Annotated in this window: 15 protein-coding genes; 9 read left to right on the forward strand and 6 right to left on the reverse strand. The window is 46.2% G+C overall.

The features are described 5' to 3' along the window. Positions 1-28: 28 nt before the first annotated feature. The 6 genes from KFV11_RS02690 to KFV11_RS02715 all read left to right on the forward strand — a co-directional run bounded on the left by KFV11_RS02690 (position 29) and on the right by KFV11_RS02715 (position 7077). Positions 29-901, forward strand: coding sequence for an aldo/keto reductase (locus tag KFV11_RS02690; protein ID WP_254250301.1), 873 nt, complete (start codon positions 29-31; stop codon positions 899-901). Between the two features lie 130 nt (positions 902-1031). Next, positions 1032-1778: a DeoR/GlpR family DNA-binding transcription regulator gene (locus tag KFV11_RS02695; RefSeq protein WP_254250302.1), complete on the forward strand. Its 747-nt coding sequence runs from the start codon at positions 1032-1034 to the stop codon at positions 1776-1778. Next, positions 1775-2701: a 1-phosphofructokinase gene (gene pfkB, locus KFV11_RS02700; protein ID WP_149457960.1), complete on the forward strand. Its 927-nt coding sequence runs from the start codon at positions 1775-1777 to the stop codon at positions 2699-2701. Before KFV11_RS02695 ends, pfkB begins: the two co-directional genes overlap by 4 nt. Next, positions 2698-4626, forward strand: coding sequence for a PTS fructose transporter subunit IIABC (locus tag KFV11_RS02705; RefSeq protein WP_254250303.1), 1929 nt, complete (start codon positions 2698-2700; stop codon positions 4624-4626). The genes pfkB and KFV11_RS02705 overlap by 4 nt, the downstream gene beginning before the upstream one ends. A 317-nt stretch (positions 4627-4943) precedes the next feature. Next, positions 4944-6281 carry a hemolysin family protein gene (locus KFV11_RS02710; protein ID WP_149457962.1) on the forward strand — a complete coding sequence of 446 codons (1338 nt, stop codon included), beginning with the start codon at positions 4944-4946 and terminating at the stop codon, positions 6279-6281. A gap of 91 nt (positions 6282-6372) precedes the next feature. Next, the gene (locus KFV11_RS02715; protein WP_254250304.1) at positions 6373-7077 is read left to right on the forward strand and encodes a pseudouridine synthase; all 705 of its coding nucleotides are present in this window, start codon (positions 6373-6375) and stop codon (positions 7075-7077) included. A 56-nt stretch (positions 7078-7133) separates the two neighbouring features. Here KFV11_RS02715 and KFV11_RS02720 read toward each other — a convergent pair whose 3' ends face one another. From KFV11_RS02720 to queC, 6 genes are all read right to left on the reverse strand, one after another. Continuing rightward, positions 7134-7928: an AIM24 family protein gene (locus tag KFV11_RS02720; RefSeq protein WP_149457964.1), complete on the reverse strand. Its 795-nt coding sequence runs from the start codon at positions 7926-7928 to the stop codon at positions 7134-7136. A 107-nt stretch (positions 7929-8035) separates the two neighbouring features. Continuing rightward, entirely contained in the window at positions 8036-8290 is a 255-nt protein-coding gene (locus tag KFV11_RS02725; RefSeq protein ID WP_149457965.1) for a GlsB/YeaQ/YmgE family stress response membrane protein, read from the reverse strand. A 114-nt stretch (positions 8291-8404) separates the two neighbouring features. Next, complete coding sequence (locus KFV11_RS02730; protein WP_149457966.1) at positions 8405-8986, reverse strand: hypothetical protein; 582 nt, start codon at positions 8984-8986, stop codon at positions 8405-8407. A gap of 54 nt (positions 8987-9040) precedes the next feature. Next, positions 9041-9751: a 7-carboxy-7-deazaguanine synthase QueE gene (gene queE / locus KFV11_RS02735; protein ID WP_149457967.1), complete on the reverse strand. Its 711-nt coding sequence runs from the start codon at positions 9749-9751 to the stop codon at positions 9041-9043. After that, positions 9748-10164, reverse strand: coding sequence for a 6-carboxytetrahydropterin synthase QueD (queD, locus tag KFV11_RS02740; RefSeq protein ID WP_149457968.1), 417 nt, complete (start codon positions 10162-10164; stop codon positions 9748-9750). The genes queE and queD overlap by 4 nt, the downstream gene beginning before the upstream one ends. Beyond that, positions 10161-10826, reverse strand: coding sequence for a 7-cyano-7-deazaguanine synthase QueC (gene queC / locus KFV11_RS02745; protein WP_254250305.1), 666 nt, complete (start codon positions 10824-10826; stop codon positions 10161-10163). The genes queD and queC overlap by 4 nt, the downstream gene beginning before the upstream one ends. Positions 10827-10990: 164 nt before the next feature. On the opposite strand from queC, the gene KFV11_RS02750 reads away from it, so the two are divergent. From KFV11_RS02750 to KFV11_RS02760, 3 genes are all read left to right on the forward strand, one after another. Next, positions 10991-11551, forward strand: a complete 561-nt coding sequence (locus KFV11_RS02750; RefSeq protein ID WP_254250306.1) for an anthranilate synthase component II — start codon at positions 10991-10993, stop codon at positions 11549-11551. Beyond that, complete coding sequence (locus KFV11_RS02755) at positions 11548-13257, forward strand: chorismate-binding protein (RefSeq protein WP_254250307.1); 1710 nt, start codon at positions 11548-11550, stop codon at positions 13255-13257. Before KFV11_RS02750 ends, KFV11_RS02755 begins: the two co-directional genes overlap by 4 nt. Before the next feature lie 350 nt (positions 13258-13607). After that, positions 13608-14534: a 5-oxoprolinase subunit C family protein gene (locus KFV11_RS02760; RefSeq protein WP_149457972.1), complete on the forward strand. Its 927-nt coding sequence runs from the start codon at positions 13608-13610 to the stop codon at positions 14532-14534. Positions 14535-14668: the final 134 nt, after the last annotated feature.

Raw genomic sequence — 14668 nt, forward strand, 5'->3', positions numbered from 1 at the left:
AGGTGTTATGATGAGTGAAATGGTACCAATGTCAAATGTTATTCAAGGGTTCTGGCGTCTTGCGGACTGGAACTATACGAAGAAAGAAACGAATGCATTGCTGCATCAGCTGATTGACAGAGGAATCACTGCGATGGATCATGCCGATATATATGGCGGCTACAGCTGTGAGACATTGTTCGGTGAAGCGCTGAGTGTGACACCTGAGTTGAGAAAAGATATGCATATCATTACAAAATGCGGCATTGTCCTTCCTTCAGACAAAATGGGTTTCGACTATCACAAATATGACTACTCAGCGGAGCATATTACGGCGTCGGTCAACAGAAGTTTAACAGAACTTCAGATTGATGAGATAGATACGCTGCTTCTGCACCGGCCGTCACCATTGATGGATCCGGAAGCAGTGGCACATACTTTAAAAATGCTGCAGCAGCAAGGGAAAGTGAGACAATTCGGTGTCTCTAACTTTAAACTGCATCAGTACAGTCCGTTTAAAGAAGCGATGACTCGTCAAAAGTTAGCCGTTAAAGTCAATCAGCTGGAAATTTCAGCAGCTGAACTTGAAAACCTGGAAGATGGGACGGTGAACAAAATGCTGCAGGATGATGTGACTATTATGGCATGGAGTCCTCTCGGGGGAGGCAGACTGTTTGATCCTGAGCATAAGCCGACCGCTGCAGTGCGGAAAGAACTTGAAGCAATCGCTCAAAAACATCAAATGACACCAGATGTCATTGCTTATGCCTGGCTCTATCATATGCCTTATCGTATCAGACCGATTGTCGGCTCACGGTCGATAGCACGTGCAGAGGCTGCGCTGCAAGCAAAGCACGTCAAGTTGACTGATAATGAATGGTTCGAAATTTACAAGCGGTGTCTCGGCCGTGATATATTATAATAACGAAGCAGTGTGCTGAAAATACGCACTGCTTCTTTTTTCATAATCGTAATTGAACGTTTTTGAATGTTTGTGGTTGACTTTTGAAAGCGTTGACATTAATATATAGAGGAATAAAGGAGCTGATTTTATGCTGACGATTGAAAGACATGATATGATTCTGAGCCTGCTCAGCACACATGATGTTGTATCGCTGCAGCTGCTTATGGATGAAACGAACAGCAGTGAATCAACGATCAGACGGGACTTATCCAGTTTAGAAGATGAGGGGAAGCTCATCCGTATTCACGGCGGGGCGAAGCGTGTCGTTGAGAAGCATCGCGATATGGCGCTTGCAGTTAAGACGACGAAATTTGTCGCGGAGAAAAATGATATTGCAAAGCAGGCGGCGGCACTCGTGCAGGACAATGACTGTATTTATCTTGATGCAGGAAGTACGACGCTTGCTATGATTCCGTATTTGAATCAGCAGCATATTACAGTCGTCACAAACGGTCTTACTCATGTACCGCCGCTCGTCGAGCAGGGGATAGAAGTCTACATGGTCGGCGGCTATGTCAAGAGCAGTACTTATGCTCACGTCGGTGTCCAGGCGCGTTTGATGCTTGACGCCTTTAGTTTTGACAAAGCATTTCTCGGTGCGAATGGCGTCGATCTTATGCAGGGACTGACGACACCAGACCTCGAAGAAGCAGCGATCAAGTCGTCAGCCATCAAGAAAAGCAGGAAGAGCTATTTCCTTGTCGACGACTCAAAGTTCAACGAAATTACATTTGCTAAAATATGTGATCTTGAAGATGTCCAGTTAATTACTAACAGCAGCAATCCATACTATTCAGAGTACAAAGCATTTATTAAACAAGGAGGAACGATATGATCTACACAGTGACATTAAATCCGTCCATTGACTATGTCATGTTCACATCACAGTTTGAGCTTGGTGCGTTAAACAGGGCGGCAGCGACTTATAAGTTTGCCGGCGGTAAAGGCATCAATGTCTCAAGAGTGCTGAAAGAACATGGCGTTGATTCTGTGGCATTAGGATTCACCGGTGGATTTCCCGGGAAATTCATTGAGCACGAGCTGATAGAGAGCGGTATTCAGACCGCATTTGTGAATGTTGATGGAGACACGCGTATTAACGTGAAATTAAAAGGGGGCAGCGAGACAGAAATCAATGCACCAGGACCAGAGGTGACAAAAGCACAGGAAGCAGCGTTTCTCGCACAGCTGGAGCAGCTGACAGGTGATGATCTCGTCATTATTTCCGGCAGTGTGCCAGGGACGCTTGACCAGACTATCTACAGCAAGATTGCACAGCGCTGCACAGACCGCGATGTTAAGTTCGTCGTTGATGCAGAGAAAGAACTGCTTGACTCTGTCCTGTCATACGGGCCGGAATTCGTCAAACCTAACAAAGTGGAGCTCGAAGAAATGTTCGGTGAGACACTGGATAACGATACTTCAATTACGCAGTGCGCCCGCAAACTAATGGCTAAAGGTGCGAAGCAAGTACTCGTCTCACTCGGGGGCGACGGCGCGCTTCTTGTCACTGATACATTGGTCCTGAAAGCAGTTGTGCCGTCAGGCCGGGTCATCAATACAGTCGGCTCAGGTGACTCGACTGTAGCGGGAATGATTGCTGGACTCGCGAACAATGAATCACTGGAGGACAGTTTCAGACGCGCCGTAGCATCAGGTACTGCAACAGCATTTACAGAAGATTTAGCACAGCAGCATGATATAGACAAAATAATGGAACAGATCACAATAACGACTTTAATGGAGGCTAAAGAATGAGAATAACAGACTTACTGACAGCGTCAACCATCGCTCTGGACTTAAGAGCATCCTCGAAAGATGCAGTAATCAACGAACTGGTTGACACGTTGTGGTCAGCAGGGAAACTAAACGATAAAGAAAAATATCACGCGGCGATTCACGCACGTGAAGCTCAAAGTACGACAGGAATCGGCGAAGGAATAGCCATCCCTCATGCGAAGACTGATGCCGTTAAAACACCGGCCATCGCCTTCGGTAAATCTAAACCAGGTGTAGACTATCAGTCACTTGACGGCACTCCCGCACACTTGTTCTTCATGATCGCGGCACCGGCAGGCGGTGCACAGACGCATCTCGACGCGCTGGCAAAGCTTTCAGGAATGCTGATGAATGAAGACGTCCGCCGTCAGCTCCTTGACGCACGCTCCAAAGAAGAAGTGCTCGCTATTATTGATGCACACGACGAACCGGAGGAACGCCATAAAGAAGCGGCGGTAGTGGCAGCCCCTACGCAGGAGCCGGATGAAAATCTTATCCTGGCGGTTACTGCATGTCCAACTGGTATTGCGCACACGTATATGGCAGCAGATTCACTGAAAAATAAAGCGGCGAGAATGGGTGTACCGATCAAAGTTGAAACAAATGGTTCCGGCGGCGTTAAAAACAAACTGACTGCTGACGAAATCAGACGTGCAAAAGGCATTATCGTCGCAGCTGACGTCAATGTGGATACAGCGCGTTTCCATGGCAAGAACGTCGTCATGGTGCCGGTAGCAGACGGCATTAAGCGGCCGGAAGAACTAATCACTATGGCTCAGGATGAGTCGCGTCCTAAATTCGTTGCTAAAGGCGGTGCAGGCACGTCCAGCACAGGCAGCGAAAAAACAGGATTTTATAAGCATTTAATGAACGGTGTATCCAACATGCTGCCATTTGTTGTAGCCGGCGGTATTTTAATGGCGATTGCGTTCATGTTCGGTATTACATCATTTGACCCAACAAAGAGTGATTACAATCCGTTTGCACAAGCGTTATGGGCAATTGGTAACGGCAGTGCCTTTGCGCTGATGATTCCGATTTTAGCAGGATTCATCGCGATGAGTATCGCAGATCGTCCAGGTCTTGCACCGGGTATGGTCGGCGGTATGTTGGCAATGAGCGGCGGCTCAGGGTTCCTCGGCGGTCTGATTGCCGGTTTCCTTGCGGGTTATTTAGTGCAGGGCATTAAGAAATTACTGAGCTTTCTGCCCCGGGCACTTGAAGGGACTAAGCCGACACTGCTTTATCCATTGCTCGGTGTATTGAGTACAGGACTCATTATGTACTATATTATCAATCCGCCGACAAAGTGGCTGAATGACTGGATGAATACAACGCTCAGCGGCATGAACGGTGCCAACATTGTGTTGTTAGGGCTGATTTTAGGCGGCATGATGGCAATAGATATGGGTGGACCGATTAATAAAGCATCCTATGCATTCGGTATTGCAGCGATTGCTGGGAACAACTACGCACCGATTACAGCAGCGATGATCGGTGGTATGGTACCGCCGCTTGCGATTGCGGTATCGATGATGTTATTCAAACGTAAATACACGAAAACTCAGCGCGGTTCTATAGTGTCGAACTTAATTATGGGAGCTTCATTCATCACAGAAGGCGCGATCCCGTTTGCAGCAGCTGACCCGCTGCGCGTCATCCCGTCCATGATTGCCGGCAGTGCAACAGCAGGCGCGATGGCAATGGCGTTCGGCTGCCGTATTCCGGCACCGCACGGCGGTCTATGGGTCGCAGGACTTGATAAAGGCCATCTCTTTGGTTTCCTTGTTTCCTTAGTAGTCGGTACACTGATTTCAGCAGTTATTTACGGCTTGATTAAGCCGAAGTTATCTGAAGAAGAGCTGGCACAGGAAATGGATACGGAGCGCGCGGCTCAAGCGTAATCAATAAGCAGTGAAGAGCATGAACATCTTGACACTTCGAAACGACTCATTCGGAGAAAGAGAGCTCAGCTTATTCACTGCTTTTTTGTGTGCATCATATGAGTGCAGATGACAGGTCGTGAACCTCTCTCTCTATCTTGGAGCACTTAAAAGCGAAAAATCCACATTTCATCGCTTGAGTGTGGTAAAATGATACTAACTATTAGGCGTTTTAAGGAGGTGACTGCATTGGGAAGGCTTTAGACTATCAACATCTTGACCTGACTCCTGCACTCACAACTACTACCGGAGGTGAATCCCTACTCTTAGGGAATTAATTGGACATATCGACCTTATCAAGTTTATTATTATTTATTTTTCTTATAGCGATGACCGCGCTATTTGTCGGCTCAGAATTCAGTTTGGTGAAAGTCAGAACGTCGCGGATTGATCAGCTTGTCTCAGAGGGCAACAAATCAGCGAAGACTGTACAGCACATGGTGCATGAACTGGACTATTACTTATCAGCATGCCAGCTTGGAATTACAGTGACAGCGCTTGGTCTTGGCTGGATCGGGGAATCGACGTTTGCATCAGTCATTCATCCCGTACTGCATTTGATTCATGTGCCTGCTGAACTGGCTAAACCTATTACGGTTGCACTGAGCTTTGCGATTGTCACGTTTATTCACGTGGTCGTCGGAGAACTGTCTCCTAAATCACTGGCGATTCAATATGCGGAGCGTATGACGCTGGCATTTGCCCGACCATTGTATTTCTTCGGCGTCGTGATGAAACCTGTGATCTGGTCGATGAACGGAGCAGCACGACTGATTCTACGTATATTCGGCGTTCAGCCTTCAGGACATGAACAGGCGATGAGCGAAGACGAGCTGAAGATTATTATGACGCAGAGCTATCAAAGCGGCGAGATCAATCATACGGAACTCGCTTATATGCAGAATATCTTTTCATTTGATGAACGTCTGGCAAAAGATATTATGGTGCCGCGTACACAGATGATCACGATGACACAGCCTTTCAATATTGAAGATTTGCTGGAAGTTGTCAACGAACATCAGTTCACGCGCTATCCAATTTCTGAAGACGGTGATAAAGACCATATTATCGGCTTCATCAATGTCAAAGAGTTTCTGACAAAGTATGCTTCAGGTGATCCTGTCAGAATTAAGGAGCATATTCATGAACTGCCGCTGATTCACGAAGTGACGAGAATCAGTGATGCATTGATTAAAATGCAGCGTGAGCGCGTCCATATCGCGTTAGTTATAGATGAGTACGGCGGGACGGCTGGTATTTTGACGATGGAAGATATTCTTGAGGAAATTGTCGGTGAAATCCGTGATGAATTCGATGATGATGAAGTCAATGATATTATCCGCACCGGGGATAACACGTATCAGATTAACGGACGTGTACTGCTCGATGAAATCGAAGAGCAGTTTGGCATTGAATTTGAAGACGCTGATGATATTGATACAATCGGCGGCTGGCTGCAGGCACAGAATCCAGACATTGATATTGACGATTATGTGGATACGACCTATGATAAATGGGTCATACTGGATGCGGAGAATCATCAGATTAAATCTGTTGCGCTGCATAAGGAATTCAATACTTCACGGACAAGTTCTGAAGAAGAGGACTATCAATAATCGCTATAGCTTGATTTACTTATCTCACTGCAGAGCTCGCTATATTATCAAACGGGAGGGACATGTGTCTCTCTTTTTTTGGAGGTTAATCATGAGGATCAATAAATATTTATCTGAATCAGGAATCACATCGCGGCGGGGGGCCGATAAGTTCATTAACGACGGCCGCATTATGATTAACGGCCTTCCGGCGGAACTCGGCAGTCAAGTCGCAGAAGGTGATGTAGTGCTGGTAGACGGCCGGCCTGTTACGCTGGATAACAGCTATGTTTATTTGAAGCTGAATAAACCAAGAGGCATCACATCAACAACGGAACGTCATATTAAAGGGAACATTGTTGATTTCGTTGGTCATCGCGAGCGGATTTTTCATATCGGCAGATTGGATAAAGACTCTGAAGGATTGATTCTGCTCACCAATGACGGGGATATCGTCAACGAGATACTGCGTGCAGAGAACAAGCATGAGAAAGAATATGTCGTGACAGTAGACAAGAAAATCACCGCTGAGTTTTTGACAAAGATGGCTGAAGGTGTGGCGATACTTGATACAGTGACGCTGCCTGCGAAAGTAAAAAAAATTAACGATCATACTTTTAATATTGTTTTAATGCAGGGGTTAAACAGACAGATCCGTAGAATGTGCGAGGCGCTGGGATATGACGTGCGGCGGCTGAAGCGCATCCGGGTCATGAATATTTTAATCGACGGACTGAAAAACGGAGAATGGCAGGATCTTACAGCTGGCGAACGACAGGAACTGTTCACCCAGTTGAATTATGAGCCGAAACGATAAATAAGCATGAACTATGGGCAAAACAAAGAGCCGCACAATGCGGCTCTTTGTTTTATTTAGTTATCTCCGCCGAGTATATCGAAGAGACCGCCAAGTGAGCTGCCTTCACCTCTAGTAGCCCCGGTGGGTGGCGCCGCAGCAAATATTCTGCTCGCTAAACGGGAGAACGGCAGAGACTGGACATAAACAGTGCCCGGGCCTTCAAGCCGCGCGAACCAGACACCTTCTCCGCCGAACAGCTTTGTCTTAATGCCGGGAACGCGTTCCAGGTCATAACTCACGCTGCTTGTCATTCCTACTAAACAGCCTGTATCGACTTGCAGCACTTCACCGGCCGCAAGATCCTTCTGGATGATCGCACCGCCTGCATGAATGAATGCCATGCCATCACCTGACAGACGCTGCATAATAAATCCTTCACCGCCGAAAAAGCCGACGCCGATTTTCTTCTGGATGGCGATGCCCACTGAGACGCCTTTAGCCGCGCCTAAAAATGCATCTTTCTGGCAGATGAATTCACCGCCGAGACGGTCCAGATCGATTGGAATGATTTTACCGGGATAAGGGGCCGCCAGATAAACATGTTCTTTACCTGTACCGCGGTTAGTGAACGTCGTCATAAACAGGCTTTCACCCGTCAATGTACGTTTCCCGGCTGCAAATAATTTGTCCATAAACCCTGAGCCGCCGGAAGAGGCGCCATCACCGAAGATTGTTTCCATCTGAATCGCCGGTTTGATCATCATCATACTGCCGGCCTCAGAAATAACAGTTTCATTAGGATCCAGTTCGATTTCTACATATTGAATATCATCACCATAAATTTTGTAATCTATTTCATGATTGTTCATTTAAGTCACCCTCCTTAATACTTCCAGTATACAAATCATTCCATATACTGTCGAATGATAGCAGGATAGACAGCACAAAAAAAAGAGCCCGCAGGCTCTTTTTTTAATTAACGACGACGGTGCATCATGTTTAATATGATTGACACAATCGCAATTAAAAGAATAGTACCGATTAAAGCCGGTAAAATGTGAACGCCCCAGATTGAAGGACCCCAGCTGCCTAATAGAAAGCCGCCAAGTGAAGCACCGATTAAACCTGCGATAATATTACCGATTTTTCCGCCGGGAATATCAGTACCCATAATCATACCAGCAATCCAGCCGATAAGACCACCCATGATTAATGTAAGAATTAAGCCCATGTATGTTTCCTCCTGATAAGTAAGTAATAAGAACATTAAATTATGATGAGAAAGCTCTCATGCTGTATATATACCACCTGCTTAAAAAGTTAAACACAAAACTTATATTTTTTCTTAATTTACTTGCTCACGTCTTAAAACAAAGAGGATGAGCAGCAGAAACCAGAGTATATATAAATAGTTATAAGGCATAAAAAATGTCAGCAGGATGACCGTGCTGTACATCAGCAGCAGACCATAACGAACAGGGTACGTCATATACCGGTAAATGCTGTCTTTACTCCGCTCCAGCGGCCGGTCAATCACGCCCAGTGTAAACAGAATATAGCCTGTTATAAAAACACTGATACTCAAATAAGCAGTCGATAAATAAACTGATGAATCACTTGTAGAAAACAACAGCGGAATTAATAAGCAGATGACTAACGTCAGACCGGTCCATTCCCGCTTGCAGCGGACAGTCAGCGGCAGCATGCCTCTCATCGAGAGCAGAATGATGACAAACAGCTGACAGACGATAGTCAAAAGAAAAGCACGGTTGATGAAGTTCCCTTCACCGGAGAGCGGATACGTAATAAGTGCCGTCATCGTCATCGCAGCCGGAAGATAAGCAATAAAATATTGAGCATAATACCGGCTGAATAAATAGTGAAGAACGATTACTGTAATCACGCTGATTGACATTAGCAAAATCATAACTCACACTCCTGGAAAACAAACATTAAGCCGATTATATCAGTTTCGTGTGCGCTATACACCTTTTTTGTTGCTCCACAGCAGTGTATGAAGCTGCGGTGTTACAAATACGCTGTTCATCTGATGATCATCCATAACGCGGTCAATCAGCTCTTCATAGCGCTCCAGCAGTTTTTCTGTATGATTGCTGACTGTTTCGTCCAGATAAGGGTTGCCGACTTGAAGGTAAAACTTAAGCTCAGGGTAACGCTGATGAATCGTCCGTGCGAATGCGTAATCAGCGTCGTCAAAGACAACGACTTTCAAGCTGATGCGCTCTTTGTTCACCTGATTGATGATGCTGTCCAGTACGGCCAGGTTATGAACCATACCGGAGGACGGGGGCTTCGGACTGAGTGTCAGCTGATTGATGTCCGTCATCCAGTCCTGAAATTTAGAGCCTTGTGTTTCAAGCGCCACTTCGCAGCCTTCAGCATGAAGTAAAGTGACTAGTGAACTAAGTCCTTTAATCAAGGCCGGGTTTCCTCCTGATATAGTCACATGGTCAAAACAATCACCACCGACCGCCTTCAGTTCATTCATGATGTCTTCAGCCGTCATCATCCGGATGTCGTCTTTTGCTGTGCCGTCCCAGGTGAACTTGGAGTCGCACCAGCTGCATCTGAAATCACAGCCTGCCGTACGGACGAACATGGTTTTGCGGCCGATGACCATCCCTTCACCCTGGATAGTCGGTCCGAACACTTCCATTACAGGAATTTTCATGACTGCTCACCCCGGTAAATCACGTAGCTTGTCGGTGTCTCTCTTAAAAACACTTGCAGACAGACCGCTTTATTCGGCAGTGTATTCAGGTGCTCCTGCACTAATTCATGAATGCGTTCCGCTAATTTTTCTGTGGAGGGCATGATATCTTGAATATCAGGCAGGTCATTCAATAGCTGATGATCAAACCGGCCATGAATAAGCTGCTTCAGCGTGCTGAAATTCACGAGAAATCCTGCATCATCAAGCGTATTGCCGGCAATAGTGAGATTGAGGAAATACGTATGGCCGTGAACTCTGCCGCATGCACCTGCATCAGAATGCGGAATGTAATGCGCACTTGAGAAATTCATATCTTTGTTAAGCTCGAAACGATAGTTATGGGCGACTTGGGGATAAATCTGCTGTATCATGTTGTTTCTCTCTCTTTCATATAGGCATTGAGCCCGTTATTTCGTAATAGACAGCTCGGACATGTGCCGCAGCCGTCAGCGATAATGCCTTCGTAGCATGTTAATGTATTGTTTCTGACGTACTCCAGTTGACCAAGCGAATCAGCAAGTGCCCACGTCTCTGTTTTGTCGAGCCACATCAACGGGGTATGAATGACAAAGTCCTTGTCCATCGACAAGTTCAGCGTGACATTCAGTGATTTAATAAATATGTCCCGGCAGTCCGGATAGCCTGAGAAATCGGTTTCGCACACGCCGGTAATGATATGTCTGGCACCGATCTGATAGGCAAGGGCGCCCGCAAATGACATGAACAGCAGGTTACGGGCCGGAACAAACGTGTTCGGAATATCGTTTTCGGCTGTAATAGCCATTGTATGGTCGGTCAGTGCGTTCGGTGCAAGTTGTGCCAGAAGCGACATATCCAGCACGTGGTGTGTCAACTGCTGATCCTGTGCAATGCGTTCTGCCACCTCAATTTCAAGTGCATGTCGCTGGCCGTAGTTGAACGTCACGAGCTCAACTTCCTTGAAATGCTTCAGCGCGTAGAACATGCATGTCGTGCTGTCCTGACCGCCGCTGAAGACGACAAGTGCTTTATCATTTAATAATTGTCCATTCATTATATTCACCTTTTCCAATAAAAAAAGACATCTTTCCCTAGCAAGATGTCGTACTAGTTTTTTATAGAGGGTATGCGCTAGGAACCTCTTATATTAAATTCGTTTCTCATTGTAACAGAAAAAAGTTTATACTTAAAGAAATTAATGATAAGGACATGATGAGCATGCTGCTGATGATAGATAACTATGATTCATTTACCTATAATATTGTTCATTATTTAGAAGGGCTGGATTATGACGTTGTTGTCCGGACTCCTGACGAACTCACACTTGAAGAAATCTCCCTGCTTCATCCGGAAGCCATCATCATCTCACCGGGACCCGGGCATCCGCTTGAAGCAGAGCTCTGCCTGGCTGTTGTCCGGGAGTTTCAGGGCAAGTATCCGCTGCTCGGCATATGTCTCGGTTTTCAGGTGATCGTGGCAGCATTCGGCGGACAAGTTGTCCAGGGGCCGCCGGTTCATGGGCATCAAGTGATGATGACTCACGACGGACAAGGGATGTTTGAAGGATTAAAAAACCCGCTTGCTGTCGGACGCTACCATTCACTGAGAGCGTCAGTTGTTCCTGACTGCCTGACGATTACTGCGTCAGCGGATGATGTCATCATGGCAGTCCGCCATCGCTCGCTCCCCATTGAAGCTGTGCAGTACCATCCGGAATCCGTACTGACGGACTGCGGGCGGGAACAGCTCGCTAATTTTTTGAAGAGGTGCAGCCGATGATAAGAGCCTGTGTTCATTTTATCTCGCTTACAGACCATCAGCCTATAGACTATTATTTTGAAAATCCAGTTAAAGTGCTGAAAGCAGGATCGCCGGCTGAAGTGCCGCCCGTTCTGCAGGAGGCGGAACGATACAGCAGGGACCATTATGTAGTCGGCTATATGGCTTATGAAGCGGCAGCTGCCTGGTCTGATCGTATGAGCGTCAAAGAAGTCGAGACGTATGCTGCTTTTTATGTCTTTGATGCACCAGTCGCTCCTTTTGAGGGAGAACTGATGACAGCGCCGATGACTTTTGAATTTGAAACACCAAAAGCACAAGTGATCGAGCACATCGCTGAAATCCAGGAGGAAATCAGACGAGGCAATACGTATCAAGTCAATTACACAGTCCGTTTAAAGTCAGTCAGCGATAACGTGCCGTACGCGGTGTATCAACTGCTGACCAGAAAAGAGAATGGGCACTATACGTGTTATATTGAGGAAGACGAGGCAGCGGTCATCAGCATCTCGCCCGAGCTGTTCTTTGAACACGACCGCCAATCAGGCCGTATATACACGAAACCGATGAAAGGGACGATGCCGAGAACAGCAGGAGAAGATAATGCCCATCAACTTCTGACATCCACAAAAGACCGCGCTGAAAATGTGATGATTGTCGATCTATTGAGGAATGACTTAAGCAGAATCGCACTGAAAAACACCGTGACAGTTTCTTCACTGTTTGAGATTACGGCGTATCCGACCGTCTATCAGATGACGTCAACAATCGAAGCTGTGCTGCCGGACACTATCACCTTGAATGAATTGTTTGCAGCGCTCTATCCATGCGGCTCGATTACAGGGGCACCTAAAATCAGTACGATGACCGTCATCGACAGGCTGGAAGACTCGGCGCGCAGTGTATACTGCGGCGCCTGCGGCATCATGCTGCCGGACGGTAGAACGATTTTCAATGTGCCGATCCGTACGCTTGTGAAAGACGGGAAAAGTTATACTTACGGTGTCGGCGGGGGCATTACCATTGATTCTCTAGCGGACAAAGAATATGAAGAGATGGAAGCTAAATCGCATATACTCGACGAATTGACTCAAAGCAGCTTTCATCTGATTGAAACGATGCGTATTGATGACACAGGGGTCAAGCGACGGGACTATCATCTGGACCGGTTGACGCGCAGCTTGCAGCATTTCAATATGAGCTGGCATGCACGCCGGCTGAACAGCATCATGCAGCTGACAAATGACAATGCTGCGCTGCTGCGTGTCACAGCTGCTTCTGACAAACTGTTCTATGAAATAAAGGAACTTCCACCGGCAGCTAATAAAAAAGCTGTGCTGCGGCTGATGGATGAAGAAGACGAAGATAGACTGCTGTATAAGACTTCGTGCCGGGACCATTATACCGCTGATAAAGACAGTCTCTCTCTGTATTATGACAAGCGCGGCTATATTACTGAATTCAATATCGGTAATGTTGTCTACGAGCTGGATGGTGAGTATTATACGCCGGGCACCGGGAAATTTCTGCGGGGATGTATGCGGCAGGAACTGCTCGATAAACATATCATTAAAGTGCGCGATCTGACGCTCAACGAGTATGAGAATAAAAAGGAAGCGCTGAAATTCTGGATGATCAATTCACTCCGCGAGTGGACCGTTGTTCGTATTGAAAGTGAAATCACAACTATTAATGGTAATTCATGAGAGAAAAGCGTAGAATGAAAGTATTAACCTCGAAACGTTATAGGAGAATATTATGATTATAAGCTTACTGCTTCTCATTGGATTATGTATCTGGATTTATTACTGCAACCAGCAGGTACAGCTATTACTTAAAAAAGGTAATATCAATAAAGCACTCATATGGCTCTATTTAACCATGATTACTTCCGTGATTATAGTCGGTTTCCTGGTATTTGGTTTGAGAGAACAAGTATTGGCTCTATTAGATGTGTTCTACCGTCACTAGGTAGGGCACTTTTTTGGTAGCCTCAGTCTAAAGTCTTATTTTATTTACCGTGCTTATATTTTAAAGTAAAGAGCGAGGGATTGTTATGATTTTTGAAAAAGCAGGGATGTTTTCAACATTCCATAAAGACACAGCAAGTGATCCACTTGCCCATACACTGGCCAATGCACTGGTAGGCAACACGCTTGATACGGCAACGCTCGAAATGACGTTTGTCGCACCAGTCATCCACTTTGATGAACCCACTTTAATTGCGCTTACTGGAGCAGACTTTAAAGCTTATACGAAAGATAAGCCTGTTGCTCCTTACAAGCTGCATTTAATGGAACGCGGCGATACGCTGATGTTCCGCACACCTGATAAAGGAACGCGCGCTTATATGGCAGTCGGCGGCGGTATGCAGCTGAAAATCAATAAGACATTGAACGCATCAATCGATGGTTTGACAGGACTGATCAAAGACGGCGACGTTATTGAACTGTCCCGGCAGTATACGGATGTCCAGAAGACACTGCTGTACCAGCTCGTTCATCAGAAGGAGAGCAGCTGGGGAATCGACCGCTACAGTCTGGCGCGCATCTATTACTCTGATGTCTTCCACATTGCTGAGACTGATTACACGGTTCAGCTGACGGCGGACCAGAAGCAGCTGCTCGCTGAAGAAGTGTACGAAGTTTCACAGCAGTTCGACCGGACAGGATTCATGCTGGACGGTGATCATATAGCGCATGAAATTGCAGTGGCAGAGCAGCCTATTTGCCGGGGGGCGGTGCAGCTTAGTCCAGAAGGCAGGCTGATCGTCATTCAGAACGATGTGGAGCGGCCTGGTAAATTCCCGCAGATTGCGACCATTGCGCCTTATCATCTGCCGAAGCTGTCGCAGAAGAAACCCGGTTCAAAGCTGATCTTTAAATGGGAGACACTGGAAGAACATGCCTTATCAGAGAAATCTTACGAAACTTGGGTGAAAAGTCTGCTGCTGCAGATTAACTATCATTTAAAGCATCAATGAAAAATTTACATAATTGACATGATAAGTTCACATTTTACAATTTTTCGTCTAAAAATGCGGTCTTATAATTGATATTTGGCCAAAAAAGGTTTAAATTTATATGTTGTAACGCAAATTCCGGCTGATATTTATTA

It is taken from the genome of Macrococcus equipercicus, assembly GCF_024205945.1.
Lineage (GTDB): Bacteria > Bacillota > Bacilli > Staphylococcales > Staphylococcaceae > Macrococcus > Macrococcus equipercicus.